Source organism: Klebsiella sp. P1CD1, assembly GCF_003790505.1.
Taxonomy (GTDB): domain Bacteria; phylum Pseudomonadota; class Gammaproteobacteria; order Enterobacterales; family Enterobacteriaceae; genus Klebsiella; species Klebsiella variicola.
Map to the genome: position 1 here is coordinate 3,901,814 of NZ_CP033631.1, position 24,550 is coordinate 3,926,363.

The 24,550-nt window shown below is 58.6% G+C and carries 27 protein-coding genes; 12 read left to right on the plus strand and 15 right to left on the minus strand.

Annotation, left to right across the window (positions count from 1 at the left end; all coding sequences use genetic code 11):
- Positions 1–82 precede the first annotated feature (82 nt).
- The 6 genes from DTA24_RS19415 (at position 83) to artJ (ending at position 4,612) form a co-directional block, all read left to right on the plus strand.
- Positions 83–598: a lipoprotein gene (locus tag DTA24_RS19415; RefSeq protein WP_012968629.1), complete on the plus strand. Its 516-nt coding sequence runs from the start codon at positions 83–85 to the stop codon at positions 596–598.
- 226 nt (positions 599–824) lie between these two features.
- Positions 825–1,553: an arginine ABC transporter ATP-binding protein ArtP gene (gene artP / locus DTA24_RS19420; RefSeq protein WP_012968630.1), complete on the plus strand. Its 729-nt coding sequence runs from the start codon at positions 825–827 to the stop codon at positions 1,551–1,553.
- A gap of 20 nt (positions 1,554–1,573) precedes the next feature.
- Positions 1,574–2,305: an arginine ABC transporter substrate-binding protein ArtI gene (gene artI / locus DTA24_RS19425; RefSeq protein WP_002896390.1), complete on the plus strand. Its 732-nt coding sequence runs from the start codon at positions 1,574–1,576 to the stop codon at positions 2,303–2,305.
- 6 nt (positions 2,306–2,311) lie between these two features.
- Positions 2,312–3,028, plus strand: coding sequence for an arginine ABC transporter permease ArtQ (artQ, locus tag DTA24_RS19430; RefSeq protein ID WP_002896386.1), 717 nt, complete (start codon positions 2,312–2,314; stop codon positions 3,026–3,028).
- On the plus strand, positions 3,028–3,696 hold the full coding sequence (gene artM / locus DTA24_RS19435; protein WP_008805822.1) for an arginine ABC transporter permease ArtM: 669 nt from the start codon (positions 3,028–3,030) through the stop codon (positions 3,694–3,696). The genes artQ and artM overlap by 1 nt, the downstream gene beginning before the upstream one ends.
- Before the next feature lie 184 nt (positions 3,697–3,880).
- Positions 3,881–4,612 (plus strand): arginine ABC transporter substrate-binding protein ArtJ, encoded by a 732-nt coding sequence (gene artJ / locus DTA24_RS19440; protein ID WP_008805821.1) that lies wholly within the window; start codon positions 3,881–3,883, stop codon positions 4,610–4,612.
- A gap of 83 nt (positions 4,613–4,695) precedes the next feature.
- On the opposite strand, the gene DTA24_RS19445 is transcribed toward artJ, so the two are convergent.
- The 12 genes from DTA24_RS19445 to DTA24_RS19500 form a co-directional block, all read right to left on the minus strand.
- Positions 4,696–6,168, minus strand: coding sequence for an ATP-binding protein (locus DTA24_RS19445; RefSeq protein ID WP_046882267.1), 1,473 nt, complete (start codon positions 6,166–6,168; stop codon positions 4,696–4,698).
- On the minus strand, positions 6,165–6,881 hold the full coding sequence (locus tag DTA24_RS19450; RefSeq protein WP_012542345.1) for a response regulator transcription factor: 717 nt from the start codon (positions 6,879–6,881) through the stop codon (positions 6,165–6,167). Before DTA24_RS19450 ends, DTA24_RS19445 begins: the two co-directional genes overlap by 4 nt.
- A 78-nt stretch (positions 6,882–6,959) precedes the next feature.
- Positions 6,960–8,087, minus strand: a complete 1,128-nt coding sequence (gene rlmC / locus DTA24_RS19455; protein WP_016160549.1) for a 23S rRNA (uracil(747)-C(5))-methyltransferase RlmC — start codon at positions 8,085–8,087, stop codon at positions 6,960–6,962.
- 41 nt (positions 8,088–8,128) lie between these two features.
- Positions 8,129–8,617 carry a YbjO family protein gene (locus DTA24_RS19460; RefSeq protein WP_008805817.1) on the minus strand — a complete coding sequence of 163 codons (489 nt, stop codon included), beginning with the start codon at positions 8,615–8,617 and terminating at the stop codon, positions 8,129–8,131.
- A 57-nt stretch (positions 8,618–8,674) separates the two neighbouring features.
- Positions 8,675–9,520, minus strand: coding sequence for a putrescine ABC transporter permease PotI (gene potI, locus DTA24_RS19465; protein ID WP_002896372.1), 846 nt, complete (start codon positions 9,518–9,520; stop codon positions 8,675–8,677).
- On the minus strand, positions 9,517–10,470 hold the full coding sequence (potH, locus tag DTA24_RS19470) for a putrescine ABC transporter permease PotH (protein WP_008805816.1): 954 nt from the start codon (positions 10,468–10,470) through the stop codon (positions 9,517–9,519). Before potH ends, potI begins: the two co-directional genes overlap by 4 nt.
- A gap of 10 nt (positions 10,471–10,480) precedes the next feature.
- Positions 10,481–11,614, minus strand: a complete 1,134-nt coding sequence (potG, locus tag DTA24_RS19475; RefSeq protein WP_046622770.1) for a putrescine ABC transporter ATP-binding subunit PotG — start codon at positions 11,612–11,614, stop codon at positions 10,481–10,483.
- Positions 11,615–11,777: 163 nt separating this feature from the next.
- Positions 11,778–12,890 carry a spermidine/putrescine ABC transporter substrate-binding protein PotF gene (potF, locus tag DTA24_RS19480; protein WP_002896368.1) on the minus strand — a complete coding sequence of 371 codons (1,113 nt, stop codon included), beginning with the start codon at positions 12,888–12,890 and terminating at the stop codon, positions 11,778–11,780.
- Between the two features lie 348 nt (positions 12,891–13,238).
- Positions 13,239–13,718: a YbjN domain-containing protein gene (locus DTA24_RS19485; RefSeq protein WP_002896365.1), complete on the minus strand. Its 480-nt coding sequence runs from the start codon at positions 13,716–13,718 to the stop codon at positions 13,239–13,241.
- A gap of 88 nt (positions 13,719–13,806) precedes the next feature.
- Positions 13,807–14,709 carry a 30S ribosomal protein S6--L-glutamate ligase gene (gene rimK, locus DTA24_RS19490; protein ID WP_012542349.1) on the minus strand — a complete coding sequence of 301 codons (903 nt, stop codon included), beginning with the start codon at positions 14,707–14,709 and terminating at the stop codon, positions 13,807–13,809.
- Between the two features lie 114 nt (positions 14,710–14,823).
- On the minus strand, positions 14,824–15,546 hold the full coding sequence (nfsA, locus tag DTA24_RS19495) for a nitroreductase NfsA (protein ID WP_016160548.1): 723 nt from the start codon (positions 15,544–15,546) through the stop codon (positions 14,824–14,826).
- On the minus strand, positions 15,530–15,817 hold the full coding sequence (locus DTA24_RS19500) for a YbjC family protein (protein ID WP_008805812.1): 288 nt from the start codon (positions 15,815–15,817) through the stop codon (positions 15,530–15,532). The genes nfsA and DTA24_RS19500 overlap by 17 nt, the downstream gene beginning before the upstream one ends.
- 202 nt (positions 15,818–16,019) lie before the next feature.
- Here DTA24_RS19500 and DTA24_RS19505 point away from each other — a divergent pair, with 202 nt between their 5' ends.
- Entirely contained in the window at positions 16,020–16,283 is a 264-nt protein-coding gene (locus DTA24_RS19505) for a GrxA family glutaredoxin (protein WP_002896352.1), read from the plus strand.
- A 6-nt stretch (positions 16,284–16,289) separates the two neighbouring features.
- Here the strand turns inward: DTA24_RS19505 and ybjM are convergent, their stop codons facing one another.
- A complete protein-coding gene (ybjM, locus tag DTA24_RS19510) occupies positions 16,290–16,673 on the minus strand; it encodes an inner membrane protein YbjM (RefSeq protein ID WP_008805811.1) in 384 nt (127 codons plus the stop codon).
- Positions 16,674–16,940: 267 nt separating this feature from the next.
- On the opposite strand from ybjM, the gene DTA24_RS19515 reads away from it, so the two are divergent.
- Positions 16,941–18,626 (plus strand): aspartate:alanine antiporter, encoded by a 1,686-nt coding sequence (locus DTA24_RS19515; RefSeq protein WP_008805810.1) that lies wholly within the window; start codon positions 16,941–16,943, stop codon positions 18,624–18,626.
- Between the two features lie 179 nt (positions 18,627–18,805).
- Here DTA24_RS19515 and DTA24_RS19520 read toward each other — a convergent pair whose 3' ends face one another.
- Positions 18,806–19,369, minus strand: a complete 564-nt coding sequence (locus DTA24_RS19520; protein ID WP_012968635.1) for a TetR/AcrR family transcriptional regulator — start codon at positions 19,367–19,369, stop codon at positions 18,806–18,808.
- A gap of 82 nt (positions 19,370–19,451) precedes the next feature.
- Here DTA24_RS19520 and DTA24_RS19525 point away from each other — a divergent pair, with 82 nt between their 5' ends.
- Both DTA24_RS19525 and DTA24_RS19530 read left to right on the plus strand, forming a co-directional pair.
- Positions 19,452–20,654, plus strand: a complete 1,203-nt coding sequence (locus DTA24_RS19525) for an MFS transporter (protein WP_012968636.1) — start codon at positions 19,452–19,454, stop codon at positions 20,652–20,654.
- A complete protein-coding gene (locus DTA24_RS19530) occupies positions 20,654–21,466 on the plus strand; it encodes a Cof-type HAD-IIB family hydrolase (RefSeq protein WP_025713828.1) in 813 nt (270 codons plus the stop codon). The genes DTA24_RS19525 and DTA24_RS19530 overlap by 1 nt, the downstream gene beginning before the upstream one ends.
- Before the next feature lie 42 nt (positions 21,467–21,508).
- On the opposite strand, the gene kdeA is transcribed toward DTA24_RS19530, so the two are convergent.
- Positions 21,509–22,741, minus strand: a complete 1,233-nt coding sequence (gene kdeA / locus DTA24_RS19535) for a multidrug efflux MFS transporter KdeA (protein WP_047666183.1) — start codon at positions 22,739–22,741, stop codon at positions 21,509–21,511.
- Between the two features lie 326 nt (positions 22,742–23,067).
- Between kdeA and ybjG the strand changes: the two genes are divergently transcribed.
- The gene (gene ybjG / locus DTA24_RS19545) at positions 23,068–23,661 is read left to right on the plus strand and encodes an undecaprenyl-diphosphate phosphatase (protein ID WP_012542354.1); all 594 of its coding nucleotides are present in this window, start codon (positions 23,068–23,070) and stop codon (positions 23,659–23,661) included.
- Positions 23,662–23,763: 102 nt separating this feature from the next.
- Positions 23,764–24,522, plus strand: coding sequence for a DNA-binding transcriptional repressor DeoR (gene deoR / locus DTA24_RS19550; protein WP_004151717.1), 759 nt, complete (start codon positions 23,764–23,766; stop codon positions 24,520–24,522).
- Positions 24,523–24,550: the final 28 nt, after the last annotated feature.

A 24,550-nucleotide genomic window follows, 5' to 3' on the forward strand; every position in this document is an offset into this window, starting at 1 on the left:
CTTTGCGTCAAGTACAATCCGCACGCTATACGCTATGCTTTAACGGAAACTGAAAACGTAGTTCGCTTATAAGGAAATCATCATGCGCTACAAACTTCTTGCTGTACTTCTCCCTTGCGCGCTGGCGCTCAGCGCCTGTACGACCGTCACCCCGGCCTATAAAGATAATGGTACCCGCAGCGGCCCCTGTGTCGAAGGCGGCCCTGACGACGTAGCGCAAAAATTCTATGACACTCAGATCCAGAACCGCACTCAGGATCCGGCGGCCCTGCGCCCCTATCTGAGCGACGGGCTGGCGCAGTTACTCAATGACGCCCGCCAGGATCCGGCCAACAGCAAACTGCTGCAGGCTAACCCGTTCTCCAGCAGCAGCACCCCAGCAGACAGCGCCGTGGTCGCCAGCGCCTCCACCATCCCGAACCGTGATGCGCGCAATATTCCGCTGCGCGTCGAACTAAAACAGGGCACCCAGAGCTGGAAAGATGAAGTGCTGATGATCCAGGAAGGCCAGTGCTGGGCTGTCGATGACGTCCGCTATCTCGGCAACAACAGCCATGCGCCAGCCGGGACGCTGCGACAGAGTCTGGAGAAACGCTGATTCCGGAGTTGAAGCCACCCCGCTGAAACGATAACCCCGGTAAAATGTCGGTATTCGCCCCAGGAATGCCGACATTTGCGCCCCCCTCACCCACCAGGCCATATTTTGTGCTAACTTTAAAGCTAAACGTGGTTTAGATTTAACTTTTAACGCATAAATATTGCATAACTATTCTGCCAAAGGTAGTATTTGCGGCCTCAATAGCTATTCGTATCAGACTGCCCAGATGAGTATTAAACTAAACGGCATTAATTGCTTCTACGGCGCACACCAGGCGCTGTTCGACATCACGCTGGATTGCCCGCAGGGGGAAACGCTGGTGCTGCTCGGCCCCAGCGGTGCCGGGAAGAGCTCGCTGCTGCGCGTACTCAACCTGCTGGAGATGCCGCGGTCCGGTTCGTTATCCATCGCCGGCAACCAATTCGACTTCACCAAAGCGCCGTCCGATAAAGCGATTCGCGAGCTGCGTCAGAACGTCGGCATGGTCTTCCAGCAATACAACCTGTGGCCGCACCTGACGGTACAGCAGAACCTGATCGAAGCCCCCTGCCGCGTACTGGGGTTAAGCAAGGATCAGGCGCTGGCTCGCGCAGAGAAACTGCTGGAGCGTCTGCGTCTGAAGCCTTACAGCGATCGCTACCCGCTGCATTTATCCGGCGGCCAGCAGCAGCGTGTGGCTATCGCCCGCGCGCTGATGATGGAGCCCCAGGTCCTGTTGTTCGATGAGCCTACCGCGGCGCTTGACCCGGAAATCACGGCTCAGATCGTCAGCATCATTCGCGAGCTGGCTGAAACCGGCATCACCCAGGTTATCGTCACCCACGAAGTTGAAGTGGCGCGCAAGACGGCCAGCCGGGTGGTGTATATGGAAAATGGCCATATCGTCGAGCAAGGGGATGCCTCCTGCTTCACGCATCCGCAAACTGACGCGTTTAAAAACTATCTTTCACATTGATGTTTTTCGGGGAAATGACGATGAAAAAAGTACTGATTGCCGCCCTGCTCGCAGGCATGAGCCTCTCCGCTTCCGCCGCGCAGACCATTCGTTTCGCCACCGAGGCCTCCTACCCTCCGTTTGAGCTGGTGGACGCCAACAACCAGATCGTCGGTTTCGATGTCGATCTGGCGAACGCGCTGTGTAAAGAGATTGACGCCACCTGTACCTTCACCAACCAGGCCTTTGACAGCCTGATCCCGGGACTGAAATTCCGCCGTTTCGACGCGGTCATGGCCGGGATGGACATCACGCCGGAGCGTGAAAAGCAGGTGCTGTTCTCTACCCCGTATTATGACAACTCGGCGCTGTTCGTCGGTCAGCAGGGTAAGTTCACCAGCATTGACCAGCTGAAGGGCAAAAAAGTGGGCGTGCAGAACGGCACCACCCACCAGAAATTCATCACCGATAAACATCCGGAAATCACTACCGTTCCTTACGACAGCTACCAGAATGCGAAGCTGGATCTGCAGAATGGTCGTATTGACGCGGTCTTTGGCGATACCGCCGTGGTGACCGAATGGCTGAAGAGCAATCCGAAGCTGGCGGCCGTGGGCGATAAAGTGACCGACAAAGCCTATTTCGGCACCGGGCTGGGCATTGCCGTACGTCAGGGCAACACCGACCTGCAGCAGAAATTTAACGCTGCGCTGGAAAAAGTGAAGAAAGACGGCACTTACCAGACCATCTATAACAAATGGTTCCAGAAGTAAGACTGAATGAACGAAATTTTTCCATTAGCAAGCGCCGCCGGGATGACCGTCGGCCTTGCCGTTTGCGCGCTCGTCATCGGCCTGGTCCTGGCGATGCTCTTTGCGGTACTGGAGTCAGTGAAATGGCGCCCGGTAGCCTGGCTTGCAACCGGCATTGTGACCATCCTGCGCGGACTACCGGAAATTCTGGTGGTGCTGTTTATCTATTTCGGCTCTTCCCAGCTGCTGCTGACGCTCTCTGACGGTTTTACCATCCCGCTCGGGTTCACGCAGATCCCGGTGCAGATGCAGATTGAGAACTTTGACGTCAGTCCGTTCCTCTGCGGGGCGATCGCCCTGTCGCTGCTGTATGCCGCCTACGCCTCGCAAACGCTGCGCGGCGCGCTGAAAGCCGTTCCGCAGGGTCAGTGGGAGTCCGGCCAGGCGCTGGGGCTGTCGAAAGCGGCTATATTCTTCCGTCTGGTGATGCCGCAGATGTGGCGCCATGCTCTGCCTGGCCTCGGTAACCAGTGGCTGGTGCTGCTGAAGGACACCGCGCTGGTGAGCCTGATCAGCGTCAACGATCTGATGCTGCAGACCAAAAGCATCGCCACCCGCACTCAGGAACCCTTTAACTGGTATATCATTGCGGCGGCAATCTATCTCGTCATCACCCTGTTGAGTCAATACATCCTTAAGCGGATTGACCAGCGTGCGACGCGCTTCGAACGGAGACCAGGCTGATGCTCGACTACTTACCCGAACTGCTGAAAGGGCTTCATACCAGCCTGACGCTGACCGTGGCGTCGATTATCGTGGCGCTGATCCTGTCGCTGATTTTTACCATTATCCTGACGCTGAAGACGCCGGGGCTGGTGTGGATAGTCCGCGGCTATATCACCCTGTTTACCGGTACGCCGCTGCTGGTGCAGATCTTCCTGATTTACTACGGCCCCGGACAGTTTCCTTCGCTGCAGGATTATCCGTGGCTGTGGCATCTTATCTCTGAACCGTGGCTGTGCGCTCTGATCGCCCTGTCGCTCAATAGCGCCGCCTACACCACTCAGTTGTTTTATGGCGCCATCCGGGCGATCCCCGACGGGCAATGGCAGTCGTGCAGCGCACTGGGGATGAGTAAAAAGGATACCCTGGCGATCCTGCTGCCGTATGCCTTTAAGCGTGCGCTGTCGTCCTATTCCAACGAAGTGGTGCTGGTTTTCAAGAGTACCTCTCTGGCCTACACCATCACCCTGATGGAAGTAATGGGCCACGGCCAGCTGCTGTACGGACGCACCTACGACGTGATGGTGTTCGGCGCCGCCGGGATTATCTATCTCATCGTCAACGGACTGCTGACGCTGCTGATGCGCCTGGTGGAACGTAAAGCGCTGGCCTTCGAGCGACGTAACTAGCGCCTGAGCCTTATTGCATAAAAAGCAGACAACAAGACGGACAAGTCTAACATCTGTCCGTCTTTTTTTATGGCATTAAAAATATTTAATCATATTTATTGCATATAAATTCATTTAATGGCATTGTCACTCTATGCCGCAGACACGGCGAATAATCATAAGATTGACAGACGGGAGTTCCACGATGAAAAAGTTAGTTCTGGCTGCACTGCTCACCACGTTCACCTTCGGCGCTGCCGCCGCAGAGAAAATCAGCTTCGGCGTGTCCGCAACCTATCCGCCGTTTGAATCGATGGATGCCAATAATCAGATTGTTGGTTTCGATCTCGACCTGGCCAAAGCGCTGTGCAAACAAATGCAGGCAGAATGTACCTTTACCAACCACGCTTTTGACAGCCTGATCCCGGCACTGAAGTTCAAGAAATATGATGCGGTGATTTCCGGAATGGATATTACGCCGGAACGCAGCAAGCAGGTGGCCTTCACCGACCCGTACTACGCCAACTCGGCGCTGGTGATCGCCAAAAAAGACGCGTTCCATTCCTTCGATGACCTGAAAGGCAAACGGATCGGCATGGAAAACGGCACCACCCACCAGAAATATCTGCAGGATAAACATCCTGAGGTGAAGACCGTCGCCTATGACAGCTACCAGAATGCGATTATCGATCTGAAAAATGGCCGTATCGACGGCGTGTTCGGCGATACCGCAGTGGTCAACGAGTGGCTGAAAACCAACCCGCAGTTGGGCGCAGCCACGCCGAAAGTGACGGATCCGCAATACTTCGGCACCGGACTCGGCATTGCCGTGCGCCCGGATAACAAGGCGCTGCTGGAGAAACTGAACGCCGCGCTGAAAGCGATTAAGGCCGACGGTACCTACCAGAAAATCAGCAACCAGTGGTTCCCGGAGTAAATTTTTTGCCGGGTGGCACTGCGCTTACCCGGCCTACTCTTCCCCCGTAGCCGGGTAAGGCGTATCCGCCATCCGGCAATGTCTTAAAGTGGCACGAAGAACCTGAACCGCGCCCCGCTTACCGACTCCACCAGTCTGATACCGCCCCCGTGCAACTCCAGCATTCGTTTCACAATCAGTAGCCCTAACCCGCCGCGATCCTCCCGCGATGCCTGGGTAGACAACGCCGACGGCCGCTGGAACAGATCGTCGCGCAGCGCGGCATCGACGCCCGTTCCGTTGTCGGCCACTTCCACCTGGAGCTGTTGATCCTCCTGCCAGACCGCCAGACGGATCTCCCCGCCGACGGGCGTATGCCGCATCGCGTTATCGAGCAGGTTGGTCACCACCCTCTCAATCATCGACACATCGGCGTTAATCAGCGGCAGCGGTCCCGGCACATCAATACGCAGGTTCACCTCGCGCGTGCGGGCAGTTAATTCAAACTTCTGCGCGACATCGGAGATCAGCTCCCCCATCGCAAAACGCTCGCGCTGCGGCTTAATGCTCCCATGCTCCAGTCGCGCCAGCTCAAACAGCTGCTGCGAGAGATGGCGCACTTTGTTGCCCTGACGCAGGGCGATGGTGAGATATTGCCTGCGCTCCTCGGCGGTCAGCCGTTCATCCTTCAGCGTCAGCGTTTCCAGATACCCCAGCAGCGAGGTGAGCGGCGTACGCAAATCATGGGAGATATTGGCCACAAATTCGCGGCGCTGGCGGTCGCTGTCGGCCAGCCGATCCCACTGGCCGGCTATCTGCTGCGCAAGGTCAATAAAGCGATTCTCGAGCACCGCCACCTCGTTACCAGGCAGGGGCTCCGGCGTGCGGGCCGCCAGGGTTTTGATGGCGCTGATGCTGTCCTGGCCGCTCGCCGCGACCTGGGCGGTGAGCTGGCGGACCGGCCGGGTGACCCAGAACCATGCCAGCCCCCCTGTCAGAAGGCCAAACAGGGCCACCAGCAGCAGCGTCCACAGAACAATGCTCCACAGCGTTTTTTGCCAGGCGTCGGCCGCCAGCTGATTAAAGGTCTCTCCCTGCAAAATGATATACAGGTAGCCGCGCAGCTGCCCGTCGACGCGCAGCGGAGCGGCGCTGAAGACTTTTCGTCCGTCGAGACTACGTGGATCGTCGCCATACACCGGCGACGCACTGCCGGTGAGAAAAGCCTGCACTGGCGCCATATCGATACGCTGGCGCTGGATATGTCCCGGCGGCGCCGCATCGGCCAGCAGGTCGCCATCCGGCGACAACAGATAGAGCTCCACGCTGGGATTAAAGGTCATCAGGCGGTCAAACAACGACTTCAGGGTTTGTCGGTTGACCTCGCCGTGGGCGTCCAGCAGCGGCTCGCGGGCGACAATCTGCTGAGCCAGCCCGGCGGAGAGGCGCTGCACCATGGCGTTGCCATACTGCGCGCTGCTGTGTAACTGAACGGCGCATACTGCCGCCGCGCACAGCATCAGCAGGGAGACCACCACCAGCGCCAACCGCTGGCTGAGGCTCAGGCGGCGGATCACGGGGCGACCTCTTGCGACATCGGGGCGAATTTATAGCCTTTACCCCAGACGGTAAGAATGATGTCCGGCTCCGCCGGGTCACGTTCGATTTTGCTGCGCAGGCGGTTGATATGGGTATTAACCGTGTGCTCATAGCCCTCGTGCTGATATCCCCAGACCTGCTCCAGCAGCGCCAGCCGCGAAAACACCTCACCGGGATGGCGGGCGAAGTAATAGAGCAGATCGAATTCGCGCGGCGTAAGGTCCACCACCTCGCCGCGCAGCTTCACTTCGCGCGACAGCGGATCGATGCTCAGGCCATGGCAGGACAGGCGCCCGGCGTCCATCAGCAGGTTCTGCCCCATCGCCTCCTGGCGACGAAACAGCGCTTTGACGCGGGCGATAAGCTCCAGCAGTGAAAAGGGCTTCGCCAGATAATCATCGGCGCCCATCTCCAGGCCCAGCACGCGGTGCATTTCGCTGGTGCGAGCGCTGATGATAATTACTGGCAGGTAACGGGTCATCTGACGGATACGCCGGCAGATCTCCAGGCCATCGACGCCAGGCAGCATCAAATCAAGGATCACCGCATCCCAGACCTGCTTTTCCAGCTGGACAAGGGCCTGGTCGCCGTCGGCTTCATGCACAATCTGATAGCCCTCATCCTGAAGATTGAGCCGCAGCAGCGTGGCAATATCCTCGTCATCTTCCACCAGCAGAATGGTTTTGGCCATTAGATTCCCCCCACCAATAACAAAACATGCAGCGCCAAGCTTACCTGATTTCAGCGGCGCAAAGCCTTCACATTTTGTTTAAACTTCGCGGACCAGCAGGGTCAGCACTTCGTAGTGCGCGGTGTGAGGGAACATATCAAACAGCTGGACCCGCTCGACGCGATAGCCGCGAAGACGGGCAATATCGGTCGCCATGGTGCGAGCGTTACAGCTGGAATAGATGATATAGGGCGGCGCCATGCGGCTTAAATAGTCGCACAGTTCGGCGCCAATGCCGCGGCGCGGCGGGTTGACCAACACCAGCTGCGGGATATCCGCTTCATGAGTGGCGAACTGCGTCGAGTCCAGCGCCTGAAAATGCAGATTGCTGAGCCCCAGCTGCGCGGCTGACTGTCTGGCGCAGGCGATCGCTTCCGGAGCGATCTCGATACCGGTCAGGCGCATCGCCGGCGTCGCGCAGTGCAGGCCAAATCCCCCGACGCCGCAAAACAGATCCCACATATGCTGGACCGGCAGCGCGCGCACCCAGTCGCGGGCGGTGGCATACAGCCGACTGGCTACCGCCGGGTTGGTCTGAAAGAAACTTTGCGGGCGGATCCACAGCGGCACCTCGTTAAAGACCTCCCCCAGCGCCTGCTGTTCGGTGAAGAAGATCTCCTGCTCGCCTTCCATGATTGCCATATGCACCGGCTGGATATTCGCCGTGATCACCTTGAGCTGCGGGAGCTGCGCCTGCAGCCACGGCAGCGCGGCGCGCAGCTGAGCCAGCTTGGCCTCTGAGCGCAGTACGAAGCGCAGCATCATCTCCCCCTGCTGGCTGGCGGTTAGCAGCAGATATTTCAGCTCCCCGCGCTTGCGCGCGACGTTATAGGGGGTTAACCCGGCGCGGGCGATAAAGGGCTTCAGGACGGCAAACACCGGCGCAAACGATGAAGGATAGAGCGGGCAGTCGGTGAGATCCACCGGGGTGCCATCGCGATGCAGCATCCCCAGCAGCGGACGCTCAACGCTGCCGCTGACCACCATCTTGGCCTTGTTACGAAAGGCCGTCTCTGGCCCGCTGACCGGCTCGCCCCAGGCAGCGACCGGGATCGCCGCCAGCAGCGTGCGCAGATCGGCCATTTTATCGGCGAGCTGTTGCGGGACCGGCCGCTCCAGCCATTGACAGGAGCGGCAGCGGCCGGCGTCGTAGAGTGCGCAATGCATAATTGACCTTCAAAAATCCAGGGGCGGGGATTGTATCACCGTTATTGCAGGCGGAAAAACCGACGGCAGTTCGCCGGCACAAACAGCAGCGTCAGAACCAGCAGATCCGGCAGTTTTTGCATCACCAGCGAGTGGAAGATCTCCCGTTTGGATTCGCCGGGAATGCTGAACAGTTCCGGATACCCGTAGCCCAGCGACGCCGCCCACAGGTAGCCGGCGGCGATAATCTGCGTCAGCAGATAGACCCAGCGCGCCCAGTTGCGCCCTTTCACCAGCGAGAAGGCGCACCAGATTTCGACAAATACCAGCGCCAGGCTGCCGAGGAAGACCAGCGTCAGGTTCCAGGTCTGGACGCTGCGGTGTATGAATTCGTTCAGCCCCTGCAGACCCAACAGATTGAGGATCATCAGCAGGTCCAGAGCGCGGATCAAAATAATAGCAAAGGCCGCCACCTGCACCAGCGCAGGGACGTTAAGGCGGGCATGCGATGAGCGAGTTTTCGTAAACAATCCCAACGTAATGTCTTCCATGAAAACGGCGCCACAGGGTGGCGCCGACCGGAGGCTGCTGTACCGATTTTAGGTGGTTCAGCCTTGTCTTGCACGCTGGATATCGCGCACTCGCTGCTTTTCTGCGCGGGCCATCAAATACCAGGCGATAAAACCAACAATACCGACCACGCCAAGGATGAGCGTCGCCAGGGCGTTAATCTCCGGGTTGACCCCCATACGCACGCTGGAGAAGACTAGCATCGGTAACGTCGTGGCCCCGGGACCGGAGACAAAGCTGGCGATCACCAGGTCATCCAGCGACAGCGTGAACGCCAGCAGCCAGCCGGAGATCACCGCTGGCATAATCATCGGCAGCGTGATGACGAAAAAGACCTTCAGCGGCGCGGCGCCCAGATCCATCGCCGCCTCTTCGATCGAGTGGTCCAGTTCACGCAGCCGCGAGGAGATCACCACCGCCACATAGGCGGTACAGAAGGTGACGTGCGCCAGCCAGATGGTCAACATCCCGCGATCCGACGGCCAGCCAATGGCATGTCCCAGCGCCACGAAAAGCAGCAGCAGCGAGAGACCGGTGATCACGTCCGGCATAACCAGCGGCGCGGTGATCATAAATGCGAAGCCATTAGACCCGCGAAAGCGTCCAAAGCGCACCATCACCACCGCGGCGATGGTACCGAGGATCGCCGCCGCCGTCGCCGCGCAGGCGGCGATGGTCAGGCTCAAACCTACCGCGCTCATCATCGCATCATCGTGGAACAGTTCGCTATACCAGCGCGTCGACCACCCGGCCCAGACCGTTACCAGCTTCGAGCTGTTGAACGAGTAGATCACCAGCATCAGCATCGGGGCATAGAGGAAGGTGAACCCGAGCACGAGGATCAGAATGCGCCACGGCGAGCGTACTACCGGCAAGTCGTTCATCCCTGCTCTCCCATCTGTTTTTGCTGGTGCTTGTGGAACCACATGATCGGCACGATCAGCAGCAGCAGCATGACAATCGCCACCGCCGAGGCGACCGGCCAGTCGCGGTTGTTAAAGAACTCCTGCCACAGCACGCGGCCAATCATGATGCTGTCCGGCCCGCCCAGCAGTTCCGGGATCACGAACTCCCCCACCGCCGGGATAAACACCAGCATCGAACCGGCAATAATGCCGCCTTTGGTGAGCGGGACGATCACCTGGAAGAAGGTCTTCAGCGGCCGGGCGCCGAGATCCAGCGAGGCCTCCACCAGCGAATAGTCGATGCGGGTCAGCGCGGTGTAGATCGGCAGCACCATAAACGGCAGATAGGCATACACAATACCGATATACACCGCCAGGTTGGTGTGCAGGATCTCCAGCGGCTGATCGATAACCCCTAACCACAGCAGGAAGTTATTCAACACGCCGTTGCTTTTCAGCAGCCCCATCCAGGCATAGACGCGGATTAAGAATGACGTCCACGACGGCAGGATCACCAGCAGCAGCAGAATATTGCGCGTCGACGGCTTGCTGTGCGCCACCGCCCAGGCCAGCGGATAGCCCAGCAGCAGGCAGCAGATCGTCGATATGCCCGCCACCTGCAGCGACTGGAGATAAGCTTCGAAATAGAGCGGATCGTCAGTCAACTGCAGGAAGTTGGCAAAGTTGAGGGTCAGCGTCAGCTGGCCATCCGCCCACTCCATCAGCTCGGTGTAGGGAGGGATCGCCCGCGCCATCTCGGCAAGACTTATCTTGAACACGATCAGGAACGGCAGCATGAACAACAGGATCAGCCACAGATAGGGCAGCGCAATCACCAGCTTGCGGCCATGCGCCATCTGCAGGCGCGCCGCCCACAGCCCGAAGCCGCCCGGTTTTTTCGCCCCTGACGGGGATTCAACGGTACTCATCGCCCTCTCCTTACACCGTCAGCACTACGCAGCTATCCGCATCCCAGCATAAACGCACCTCGTCACCCCAGGTGGGCGTTCCTTTCCGATGGCGGTGTTCATTCTGCAACTGGGCGCTGATCATCTGCCCGCTTTGCAGGCGCACATGATAGATAGAGAGATCCCCGAGATAGGCGATATGAATCACCTCGCCGACGGCAAAATTGTAGCCGTCCGCCGGTGGTTCATCGCACAGCATGATCTTCTCCGGGCGCAGCGCCACCCAGACCGGCACGTTATCCACCACCGACGCGTCGGGGTCGACCTTCAGCGGATGCATCAATCCCGGCGAGCTTAGCACCAGGCCATCCTCCAGACGCTCCTTCACCAGCCCTTCAAAGACGTTTACCGAGCCGATGAACTCGGCGCTATAGCGGGTGGTCGGGTGCTCGTAAATCTCTTCCGGTTCGCCAATCTGCACAAACTTGCCGCGGTTCATGATGGCGATACGGCCCGCCATGGTCATCGCCTCTTCCTGGTCGTGAGTCACCATCACGCAGGTCACGCCAACGCGTTCGAGAATATCCACTACCTCCAGCTGCATGCGATCGCGCAGCTTTTTGTCCAGCGCGCCCATCGGCTCATCGAGCAGCAGCAGCTTCGGCCGTTTCGCCAGGCTACGCGCCAGCGCGACGCGCTGGCGCTGGCCGCCAGAGAGCTGGTGCGGCTTGCGTTTGGCATATTCCTGCATATGCACCAGAGCCAGCATCTCCTGCACCCGGGCGGTGATTTCCGCCTTAGGCAGACGATCCTGCTTCAGACCGAAGGCGATATTCTGCTCAACGGTCATATGGGGAAACAGGGCGTAGGACTGGAACATCATATTGATAGGCCGCTGATAGGGCGGCACGCGCGCCAGATCCACGCCGTCGAGCATAATCTGCCCGGCGGTCGGTTGTTCAAAGCCCGCCAGCATACGCAGCAGGGTCGATTTCCCGCAGCCTGATGCGCCCAGCAGAGCAAAAATTTCGCCTTTATAGATAGTGAGACTGACGTCGTCGACCGCGTGCTGGCCATCGAACGACTTGGTTAAGTTACGGATTTCCAGTAGCGGGGTCAGCGCTTTGGGGGCTTTCGCCTGTGGGCGGGGCATTACGTCGTTCAATCGGGTGCTCTCCGGCAAAAAAACGATCACCATATGGTCCGGTGCCATACTTCGTGCTTAACAGTGCAATTGCACCATCCTGGTGCTTCTGCTCGCCGGGCGCGCTGCCATTTCCCGGCGAGTGCAGATCTGATTCGGCCCGTGTTCGACGGGCCGTCAGAGATTATTTGCCGCTCTTCACTTTGGTCCACGCGCGAGTGCGCACGCGGTCAATCTTCGGATCCTGCACCTTCAGCGTGAACAGTTTGGCGAACACATCCGCTGGCGGATAAATCGCCGGGTTGTTACGGATCGTCTCGCTGACCAGCGGTGTGGAGGCCTTGTTGCCGTTGGCGTAGAACACCTGGTCGCTGATTTTAGCGATCACATCCGGGCGCATCAGATAGTTAAGGAACTGATAGGCTTCATCTTTATTCTTGGCGTCGGCCGGCATGGCAAAGACATCAAAGAACGCCAGCGCGCCTTCCTTCGGAATAAAGTAGGAGACGTTGACGCCATTTTTCGCCTCTTTCGCGCGGTTGGCCGCCTGCCAGACATCCCCTGCCCAGCCGATCGCCACGCAGATGTCGCCGTTGGCAAGGTCATTAATATATTGCGAAGAGTGGAAGTAGCGAATGTTCGGCCGCAGCTTCAGCAGCAGATCGGTCGCCGGGCCGGTATAATCATCCGCTTTGCTGCTGTTCGGATCCTTGCCGAGGTAGTTCAGCACGGTGGCGAAAATCTCTTCCGGCGCGTCGAGGAAGGAGACGCCGCAGCTTTTCAGTTTTTCAAGGTTCTCCGGCTTCAGCACCAGATCCCAGCTGTCCACCGGCGCATCTTTACCGAGGACGGCTTTCACCTTATCCACGTTGTAGCCAATGCCCGTCGTCGCCCACAGGTAAGGCATAGCGTATTTATTCTCAGGGTCATGCTTGGCGACCAGCTTCAACACTTCGGGATCAAGGTTCTTCCAGTTGGGCAGCTTGCTCTTGTCCAGCGGCTGGAACACGCCCGCCGCCAGCTGGCGCTCAAGGAAGCTTGCCGACGGTACCACCAGGTCGAAACCGGTGCTGCCGGCCATTAATTTGCCTTCCAGTACTTCGTTGGAATCAAAAACGTCATACACGACTTTAATCCCGGTCTCTTTTTCAAAATTCGCTACCGTGTCCGGCGCAATATAATCAGACCAGTTATAAACATGCAGGGTTTTTTGTTCGGCGGCGAGCGAACCGGCAGAGACGGCCATCAGCGCACCCGTAACCAGACCTGTTAACCATTTTTTACCAAAGGCGGTCATATCTCTTATCCTTCTCAACGCCCGTTAATTTACGGGCTCAAATATACGCATTTCAACGCATGCAAGAATCATGCATATTTTTTCATTGCCTGAGAAAAGGAGAGCGGATCTCTCCCGGAGTGGTTGCTCGCAACTGGAAGCATCGCCAGAATAACTGTAGCCAGAATAAGAGGCTATAGCCCAGGTAAAAAAACGCCTTTTATCAAATTTTTATGCAATAACGGTCTACGTGATAAGCCAAAACGGCCTGAATGGCGGTGAATAATGCTTTAAGAGAAGGATAAACGCAGAATAAAAGCGGGTAATACGCAGCCGCTGCGGTAGTGGCTGCGCTAATTTTAGGCAGGTTTAGTGAAGAAAATGGTATTGCACGTTTTCCGCCGCGGGCTCTTCTTCTTCGCCTTTGTACAGCAGCTGGTTGGCGCCGGCTTCGAGGATCACCATTGAGATCTGCTCTTCGCTTTGGCGGAAGAACCAGGCGAACTGCTCCATGGTCACCCCCGGGCCGATAGACAACGACTGACAGACCACCAGCTTGGGCAAGTTATCGTCCTGAATATCGATAAACGCCTTCACAGTTAACGAACTGGCGTTGATAGCCGAGAGATCCGCCGACAGCGCCAGCAGAGCGGACGGCTTCACCTCCGCGAGGGCGGAAAAGAGCACCACGTTGTCTACCAGGTCAATTTTGGCATCAAAAATACCGTCGAAATTCTGCATATGCGGCAGATGCAATGCCTGGCAGGAATCGCACTCAAAAAAGCTGATGCCGATCTCATCCAGCCAGCGGCGTAGCGTATCCAGACCTGGAACGACCAGTGAATCCATAGTGCCTGTGACCCCTTACAATGAAAAAACGACGCCATAGCTTACGCAAAAAAAGCGCCGCATACCATGACAGACTTGCATCCAGCGGCTAGCCGCCTATTTTCAAACAGAATTCCGGCGTCGCCTGGCGCTCGATCCAGGCGATCATCCGGCTGGCGATGTCCACGCCGGTGGTGGTTTCCACCCCTTCCAGCCCCGGCGAGGCATTCACCTCCATCACCAGCGGCCCGCGGGTGGCGCGTAAAATATCGACACCGGCGACATCGAGCCCAAGGGTTTGCGTCGCCTTGATGGCAATCGCCCGCTCCTCGTCGCTAATCTGCGCCACCGTGGCCATGCCGCCGCGGTGCAGGTTAGAACGAAAGTCGCCCTCTTTAGCCCGCCGTTCGATCGCCGCCACCACCTCATTGCCGACCACCAGGCAGCGAATATCGCAGCCTTTCGCCTCGGCAATATATTCCTGCACCAGAATATGCGCATTCAGCCCGCGAAAGGCGTCGATCACGCTCTCCGCCGCCTGACGGGTCTCCGCCAGCACCACGCCGATCCCCTGGGTGCCTTCCACCAGCTTCACCACCAGCGGTGCCCCGCCCACCATGGCGATCAGGTCGCTGGTGTCATCGGGGGAGTGAGCGATGCCGGTCAGCGGCAAATCGATACCCTGGCGCGCCAGCAGCTGCAGCGAGCGCAGCTTATCGCGAGCGCGGGTGATGGCGACCGACTCATTCAGCGGATAGCTTCCCAATAGTTCAAACTGACGCAAAGCCGCGGTGCCATAGTAGGTGATCGCCGAGCCAATCCGCGGGATCACCGCATCAAAATGCGGTAGCTGACGCCCTTTGTAGTGGATGGACGACGCCACCGGACTGACATTCATATAGCAGGAAAGCGGATCGAGGATCTCGACCTGATGCCCGCGCTGTTGCGCCGCTTCGCGCAGGCGTCGACATGAATAAAGCGTTCCATCCCGGGATAATATGGCAATTTTCATCCTGCACCTCTGCAAAAAGACCCGCTCTGGCGGGCCTCAGCTATCGAACACACTTTCACCTTTCCTGCGGCCGGCGGCGGAGATCACCTGGCCGGAGCAGCAGTGTACACGTAATCAGCGTGTTGCCCACCCCTGCTTATGCAGATAGTCGAGAATAAACGGACGACTCTCTTTCACGATAGTGCGACGGATATGATCGCTCCAGGTATCGCGGCGGGCGTTGCTGCCGCGCGACAGATAATAGTGCGCCAGCTGGTCGTCATAGTCCGCCAGCAGCGCGTTATCCAGCGGCTGATAGCGGTTCTCATGCACCAGCATGGCGGCCGGCATCCGCGGCTTGATGTCCGGGTTATCCGCCGGCCAGCCAAGGCAAAGACCGAACAGCGGCAGGACGTGCTGCGGCAGCGCCAGCAGCTCAGTCACCGCCTCGATGCTATTACGCAACCCGCCGATATAGACGCCGCCCAGCCCGAGGGACTCGGCGGCAATCAGCGCGTTTTGCGCCAGCAGCGCCGTATCGACGACGCCGATCAGCAGCTGTTCAGCCAGCCCCAGCTGCGCCTGTGGGCAAATCTGCAGGTGGCGGTTAAAGTCGGCGCAGAAGACCCAAAACTCCGCCGCCTGGGCGACGTGCTGCTGGCCGCCGGTCAGCGGGACCAGTTGCTCACGCAGCGCGGGGTCGGTAATACGGATGATGGAGGTGCACTGTAAAAAACTCGAGGTAGATGCCGCTTGCGCGCTGGCGATAATCTCTGCGCGCTGTTCGTCGCTCACGGGGGCATCGGTGAAGTGGCGGATGGAACGATGGCTGCGCAGCAGCTCAATGGTCGGCGTCATTACGTTTTTCTCTGTCAGACAAGGATTCAGGCTTTGGAGAGTGCGTTAACTGCGGGGCCACGATCTGCGCCATCCGCCACATAACGACGATGGCGGCGGGGATCATCAGCACGATCCCGGCAAAGAGCATCACCAGCGCCGCGGTCGGGCTGGCAATGGGCGCAGGCAGCTGGACATACTGGTTAAGCGAGAGCCAGGCGAGGGTTAACAGCCCCATCCCGAGGATCTCAACCAGCAGAATGCTTTTCGGCAACGGGGCAAATTTTCGCATCACACCTCTCCGGTTGATAAGCGCGGCGCATCAGACAATCTCACTACGCCGCCGGGTCAGTATACGGGTTTTGATAGTACGACATTTATCAAACATAGCCGTAAACCATCGAAGCAAAAGGCAGAACCTTCTTTCCCTCACCGGTCAATGCAGGCATCATAAGCGCCATTCGCCATCCGGCTGAGGTTTAAGGAGAGAAGCAATGTTTACCGTTATTTTTGGTCGTCCAGGCTGCCCTTACTGCGTTCGCGCCAAAGAGCTGGCAGAAAAACTGACCAACGAGCGTGATGACTTTAACTACCGTTACGTGGATATTCACGCCGAAGGCATCAGCAAAGCTGACCTGGAAAAGACCGTCGGCAAACCGGTTGAAACCGTGCCGCAGATCTTCGTCGACCAGAAACACATCGGCGGTTGCACCGATTTCGAAGCCTGGGCGAAAGAGAACCTTGGCCTGTTTGCCTGAGTCAATTTATTTGCTCGATGAGTGACTGCGCCAGGTATCAAGCCAGGCGCAGATAAACAAAAAGCACAACGCCCCGAGTGCGCACCAGAACACCGCGCTCAGTACCCACGCCATCTCCTGCCAGAACGTTCTGTGCGTCACGAAGAACAGCCGCATCGTCACCATACAGACCGGCGCCGCCAGCATCGCACCCAGCAAAGGACGCAGTACCCGCTGTCCGGGAGAGAGGCAGCTCGCCGCCGCCCCTGGCAGCAAAAAGAAGAGCAGGCCCAGCTCCGGGTTGCCGCTGGCGCGAAAGGCCCCTTTCATATGTAGTAGCAGCGATAAGCACACCACAATGAACAGAACGAAGCCGCAGATAATACCGGCCCAACTACGCTCAGACTTCACCGTATCCTCCTGATGTTGCCTCTAACTCACGTCCACGTCGCCCAGTCAGATAAAGCATTTCGGCAATCCATGCCAATAACTCCCCAACCAGCCTAAAAACGATTGTCACTAGCCGCCGCATCCAGGAAGGATTAAACTAGCGGGTATATTTTTGCTGGTTATAACAGGGTGCCAGAATAGGTTCGCCACAACGCGAACGCCTGAGCAACCTTAGACCAAATAACCATTTCCTTCAACAACTTACTAGTAAATGAGAAGTTGGCTTTCGTGAATATAAACGTCGCAGATTTGTTAAACGGGAATTACATCCTGTTATTATTCGTTGTACTTGCATTAGGACTATGCCTGGGAAAACTGCGTCTCGGCTCAGTACAACTTGGTAATTCCATTGGCGTTTTAGTCGTTTCTCTCTTATTAGGTCAACAGCATTTCGCGATTAACACTGATGCCCTTAATCTCGGCTTTATGCTGTTTATTTTTTGCGTCGGCGTGGAAGCCGGGCCCAACTTTTTTTCCATTTTTTTCCGCGACGGCAAAAACTACCTGATGCTGGCGTTGGTGATGGTCGGCAGCGCGATGCTGATCGCCACCGTGCTGGGCAAAGTGTTCGGCTGGGATATTGGTCTTACCGCCGGTATGCTGGCGGGCGCCATGACCTCCACCCCGGTGCTGGTGGGCGCGGGCGACACCCTGCGCCATTTCGGCCTGCCCAGCGATCAGCTGGCGCAGTCGCTTGACCATCTGAGCCTCGGCTATGCCCTGACCTACCTGGTCGGCCTGGTGAGTCTGATCGTCGGCGCCCGTTATATGCCCAAGCTGCAGCATCAGGATCTGCAGACCAGCGCCCAACAAATCGCCCGTGAGCGCGGCCTCGATACCGATTCAAAACGTAAAGTGTACCTGCCTGTGATCCGCGCCTACCGCGTTGGCCCGGAGCTGGTGGCCTGGGCGGATGGCAAAAATCTGCGCGAGCTGGGGATTTATCGCCAGACCGGCTGCTATATCGAACGCATCCGCCGCAACGGCATTCTGGCCAACCCGGACGGCGACGCGGTGCTGCAGATGGGCGACGATATTGCGCTGGTGGGTTATCCGGACGCGCACGCTCGCCTCGACCCGAGCTTCCGTAACGGCAAAGAGGTATTCGACCGCGATCTGCTCGACATGCGCATCGTCACCGAAGAGATTGTGGTCAAAAACCACAACGCCGTCGGCCGCCGCCTGGCGCAGCTGAAGCTCACCGACCACGGCTGCTTCTTAAACCGGGTGATCCGCAGCCAGATTGAAATGCCTATCGACGATAACGTGGTGCTGAACAAAGGCGACGTGCTGCAGGTCAGCGGCGACGCCCGCCGCGTAAAAACCGTGGCCGACCGCATCGGCTTCATCTCCATTCACAGCCAGGTGACCGACCTGCTGGCCTTCTGCGCCTTCTTTATCGTCGGCCTGATGATCGGCATGATCACCTTCCAGTTCAGCTCTTTTAGCTTCGGCATCGGCAACGCCGCCGGCCTGCTGTTTGCCGGCATTATGCTTGGCTTCCTGCGCGCCAACCACCCAACCTTCGGCTATATCCCGCAGGGAGCGCTGAACATGGTGAAAGAGTTTGGCCTGATGGTGTTTATGGCCGGGGTCGGACTGAGCGCCGGGGCCGGGATCAATAACGGTCTGGGCGCCGTCGGCGGCCAGATGCTGGCGGCAGGGCTTATCGTCAGCCTGTTGCCGGTGGTGATCTGCTTCCTGTTCGGCGCCTATGTGCTGCGCATGAACCGGGCGATGCTGTTTGGCGCCATGATGGGCGCCCGCACCTGCGCCCCGGCAATGGAGATCATCAGCGATACTGCGCGCAGCAACATTCCGGCGCTTGGCTACGCAGGCACCTACGCCATCGCCAACGTGCTGCTTACCCTTGCCGGGACGCTCATCGTGATCATCTGGCCAGGGCTACAATAAATTTTTGAGAAAAAAGCCGTCACAGGCAGAACTTTTTCTCAGGGCATCAGTCATAAGTAATGCCACTGCTTTTCTTTGATGTCCCCATTTTGTGGAGCCCATCAACCCCGCCACTTCGGTTCAAGGTTGATGGGTTTTTTGTTGCCTGCATTTATCCCTCACGCATGTCTCGCACCGCCTCAGCGCCCCTCTTCCTCCGCCCTCTCCCCCGCCAGCTGCCCAACCAGCAGCCGGATTGCCGCCTTCGACAGCGGCGCGCGGTCGGTGACAAAGTGCAAAGTCATTCCTTCAATAAAGGCGTCGAGGCCGCGGGCGGTATCGGGGGCGAACCATTGCTCCAGCGTCTGCTGGCTGCGCCGCATCCAGTTCTGCATCACCCCCTTCAGCGCCGGCTGGCTGCTGCAGAACGCGTACAGCTGATACATCAGCTCCATATTGCGCGCCGTGGTCACCTGGGCGCTGAAGATCAGCTCCGCGATGGCATCGCAGGCTTGTTCCCGGTTCGTTACCCCGGCAAAGCATTGCTGATACTGCGCCGACATCTCGGCGGTAAACAGGCTGAACGCCTCCTCAACCAGCGCCTCGATACCGCTGAAATAATAGGTCAACGACCCCAGCGGCACATTCGCGCAGAGGGCGATTTTGCGGTGCGTCACCGCCTGGACGCCGTGCGCCGCGATGGTGTCCAGCGTCGCCTGCAGGATGCGCTCACGGCGCTGCGGATCGTTCGGTCTACGGGCCATAATTTTCCTCTTCCGGTTTATGTACAAATGTACACATGCTTGCTACTGTTGTCTTCACTCTTCTCCTTTAAGGCGTTTACGGATGACGACGCAAACCTCGCGCAGAGCGCTCCAGCTTCGGCTGTGGGCGCTGTTTATGTTCTTTTTCATCCCCGGCTTATTAATGGCCTCCTGGGCTACCCGCACGCCGGCGATCCGCGATCAGCTGATGCTTTCTACGGCAGAAATGGGCGTAGTGCTGTTTGGTCTGTCGGTGGGGTCGATGAGCGGTATTCTCTGCTCGGCGTGGCTGGTGAAGCGCTTTGGTACCCGCAAGGTCATCCGCGCCACCATGTCCTTCGCCGTACTCGGCATGCTGGTGCTCAGCCTGGCCCTGTGGGTCTCTTCCGCCCCGCTGTTCGCCTTCGGCCTGGCCATCTTTGGCGCCAGCTTTGGCTCCGCCGAAGTCGCTATTAACGTCGAAGGCGCGGCCATCGAGCGAGAGATGAATAAAACGGTGCTGCCGATGATGCATGGCTTCTACAGCTTTGGCACCCTGTTCGGCGCCGGGGTGGGCATGGCAGTGACCGGATTCGGCCTGCCTGCCGCCCCGCATATCCTGGCGGCCGCGCTGGTGGCTATTCTGCCCATCGCCATTGCCATCCGCGCCATTCCCGATGGCACCGGTAAAAACGCCGCCGAAGCCGCCCACGGTGAGGCGAAAGGTCTGCCGGTATGGCGCGACGCGCAGCTACTGCTGATCGGGGTCATCGTCCTGGCGATGGCCTTTGCCGAAGGCTCGGCCAACGACTGGCTGCCGCTGCTGATGGTGGACGGCCACGGCTTTAGCCCCACCTCCGGCTCGCTGATCTATGCCGGCTTCACCCTCGGCATGACGCTGGGCCGCTTCACCGGCGGCTGGTTTATCGATCGCTACAGCCGGGTGACGGTGGTCCGCGGCAGCGCGGTGATGGGCGCCCTGGGTATTGGCCTGATCATCTTCGTCGATAACCCCTGGGTGGCGGGCATCTCGGTACTGCTGTGGGGCATCGGCGCCTCGCTCGGCTTCCCGCTGACCATCTCCGCCGCCAGCGATACCGGGCCGGACGCGCCCAAGCGCGTCAGCGTGGTGGCGATCACCGGTTATCTTGCTTTCCTCGTCGGGCCGCCGCTGCTGGGCTTCCTCGGCGAACACTTCGGCCTGCGCAGCGCCATGATGGTGGTGCTGGGTCTGGTGATGGTGGCGGCACTGGTCGCCCGCGCGGTGGCTAAGCCACAATCTGAACCCGTTATGGAGAACAGCTAATGAGCATCAAACTGATTGCGGTGGATATGGACGGCACCTTTTTAAGCGATGCCAAAACTTACAACCGGCCGCGCTTCCTCGCCCAGTACCAGCGAATGCGTGAACAGAATATTCGCTTCGTGGTCGCCAGCGGCAACCAGTATTATCAGTTGATCTCCTTTTTCCCGGAGATCGCCCATCAGATCGCCTTTGTGGCGGAAAACGGCGGCTGGGTGGTGAGCGGCAATGAAGACGTCTTCAACTGCCAGCTGCCGGTCCACCATTTCAACGCCGTGGTCGATCATCTGCAGACCCTGCCGAATATCGAAATCATCGCCTGCGGGAAGCGCAGCGCCTACACTCTCAACCGCTATAACGACGCGCTGAAGACGGTGGCGGCGAAGTATTATCACCGCCTCGAACTGGTGGATGATTTTAACCACCTTGATGATGCGATCCTCAAATTTGGTCTCAACGTACCGGACAGCCTGATCCCGGAAATTCAGCCGAAGCTGCACGCGGCGCTGGGGGATATGGTCACCGCGGTGGCCACCGGCTACGGCAGTATTGACTTAATTATGCCTGGGGTGCACAAAGCCAACGGCTTGCGCATTTTGCAGCAGCGCTGGGGCATTGAGGATCATGAGGTGGTGGCGTTCGGCGATAGCGGCAATGATATCGAGATGCTGCAGCACGCCGGATTTGGCTTTGCCATGGCCAACGCCCGGGAAGACGTCAAAGCCGTCGCCAGCCATCACGCGCCGCACAACAACGAAGAAGGCGTGCTGCAGATTATTGATAAGGTGTTAAATCGCGAAGCGCCGTTCGCCTGATTAGCCCCCCGGATGCTTTTGTGCATCCGGGTTTGCCACCGGTTACACCTGCTGCGAATTGCCGACGCTTTTATCTTTCAGGAAGTAGATCATCAGCCCCAGCCACAGTACTCCGCCCAGCAGGTTAAACAGGCTGAACAAGCCGTTGCCCCCCAGCTCATAAGCATGTTTGCTGAGCTCAATGCCGACGGTGAAGATCAGCATCTGCAGCATTCCCATCGCCGCCGAGACCGTGCCTTTGCTCATCTCGCTGGCGAACAGCGTTAAGCGCACGAGCCCGGCATTCGCGAGGCCAATTCCGAAGGCGTAAAAGCTCAGGCCGGCGGTCATCCACAGATAAGCGTGGGAAGAGACCACGGTCGCCGCCGCGGAGAGGATCAGACCAAACATGATCGGCCAGCCGCCCATGATAATCAGCGAGCGCACGGTACGGCGCGAAGTCAGGCGCGCCAGCACCAGGTTACCGGCAATCAGCGCGCCGAAAATCGGCACCTGCAGCATGCCGTACTCATAGCTGGTGGCCTGTTCGCCGCTGATAATAATCACCGGCGACTGGGCAATCCACGCCAGCAACGGCAGGCTGACAAAGCCTGTCGCCAGCGCACCGGCGACGAAGCGCAGGTTTTTCAGCACCAGGCGATAATCGCGGCCCAGCTCTTTGACCGACAGCTTTTCGCCCAACCGCGTCGCGGTTTCCGGCATCGCCCGCTGCAGACCGACGAACGAGATGGCCGCCAGCACGGCGAACAGGACGAACATCATCTCCCACGGCAGCACGTGCACCCAGGCGGCGCCCACCAGCGGCCCCAGCAGCGGGGCAATCAGCGCCACGTTGGCCATCAGGGCGGTGATTTTGATACACACCGCCTCCTCAAAGGACTCCTGGATCGCCGCATAGCCTACCGCGCCGATAAAGCACAGGCTGATCCCCTGCAGGAAGCGCAGCAGGGTAAACTGCTCAATGGTCTGCGCCAGCAGCGTCGCCAGGCAGGTGACGATAAACCATACCACCCCGGTCAACATCACCGGGCGGCGGCCAATACGGTCCGACAGCGGCCCCAGCAGCCACTGTAAAAACATGCCGCCGGCCAGATAGGCGGTCATCGAGGTAGGTACCCATTCGTTGCCCACCTGAAACTCCTGAACCACGGCCAGCATACCCGGCTGGATCATATCGTTGCCGATATAGGTGGAAAACTCGTACAGCACCAGACATAACGGGAACAGCAACGCCTGCCTTCCGAGGCGGCGGCCTGAAAGCGAATAATTTTGCATGAAATCTCTTATCTATCAAAAATCGCGCAAAGTGTAATGAAACTCCCGGCGCGGAGATAGTGAATTGTGGGTGACACCGCACAATATTGCGAATTGCGCGCCGCCGTCCGGACTCTCCCCCTGCTATTCAGCCTGCGTATATATTCCGTTTATGTTTCAGCAATGTGACAAACGATATACTGGCGCTTTTCAGGCGGTTAGCATTGAAATCCATTTGCAAGATTTCTTAACAACCTGATCTTTAAGACAATGCTGCTTTATCTCCACACCGCTTTTTTTTAGGGTAGGCGGCTTATTTGCTATCGGACCAACGAGCCTGGAAGTCTATGCTGGAAAATATTAACTACGCGCTGTTCGCCCTGATTAACGCGACGCCGGCCTCGCCGCAGTGGGCCATTGAGGTGGCGATCCTGATCGCCAAAGATCTGATTCTGATCGTGCCCTTGCTGGTAGTGACATTATGGCTGTGGGGGCCTGCCCAGCGGCAGATGGTGTTTAAGCTGATGCTGGCGCTGATGATTAGCCTGACCGTGTCGTGGGCGATCGGCCACCTCTATCCGCACGATCGGCCGTTTGTCGCCGGCGTAGGCTATAACTTCCTGCATCACGCGGCGGACGACTCCTTCCCCAGCGATCATGGCACCGTCAGCTTTACCTTTGCCCTGGCTTTTCTGTTCTGGCACCGCCTGTGGTCCGGCGCGCTGCTGATGGCCATCGCCGCCGCCATCGCCTGGTCCCGCGTCTATCTCGGCGTGCACTGGCCTCTGGATATGGTCGGCGGTCTGCTGGCCGGAATGTGCGGCTGCCTCGGTGCGGCGCTGATCTGGCATACGTTCGGACCGGCGCTGTATCGCCAGCTGCAGCGACTGTATCGTCTCTGCTTCTCCCTGCCGATCCGCAAAGGCTGGGTACGCGGCTAAACGCCAGCCGTCGCTGCGGCCACCGCGTGACTAACCCGTAAGCGACAGGTAAAATCCCGCTAACGCCCTGCCCCCGCAGGGCGATTTTAGCGCAGAGGGAATATGGAAACTCGCCGTGACGAACGTATCAGTCAGCTCATTCAGGCACTCAAACGCAGCGATAAGCTACATCTGAAAGAAGCCGCCTCCCTGCTTGGGGTGTCGGAAATGACCATTCGTCGCGACCTCAATGGCCACAGCGGCCCGGTTGTGCTGCTCGGCGGATACATTGTGCTGGAGCCGCGCAGCGCCACCCATTACCTGCTAAGCGATCAAAAAACCCGGCTGGTCGAGGAAAAGCGCCGCGCCGCTCGCCATGCGGCCGCGCTGCTAGAGGCCCATCAGATGGCTTTCTTCGACTGCGGGACCACCACGCCGTGGATCATTGACGCCATCGATGATGCCCTGCCCTTCACCGGCGTCTGTTACTCCCTGAATACCTTCCTGGCCCTGCAGGAGAAACCGCAGTGTCGCGCGGTCCTGTGCGGTGGGGAATTTCACGCCAGCAACGCGATTTTTATGCCGCTGAGCCTTGAGGACACCCTCAGCCATCTGAGCCCTGACATCGCCTTTTACTCGGCGGCAGGCATTGACTGCGAGCAGGGGGCGACCTGCTATAACCTGGAGGAGCTGCCGGTCAAGCACTGGGCGATGCGTCACGCGCGCTACCACGTGCTGGTGGTCGACCACAGCAAGTTTGGCAAAGTGCGTCCGGCGCGCATGGGGGCGTTAGCGAAATTTGACGTGATCGCCAGCGATATCTGCCCGGATGATGAGCTGGTCGCGCTGGCGAAGGCGCAGCAGATCTCCCTGCTGTATTGAGGCGTCACTGACCGCGCCCCGCCGGGCG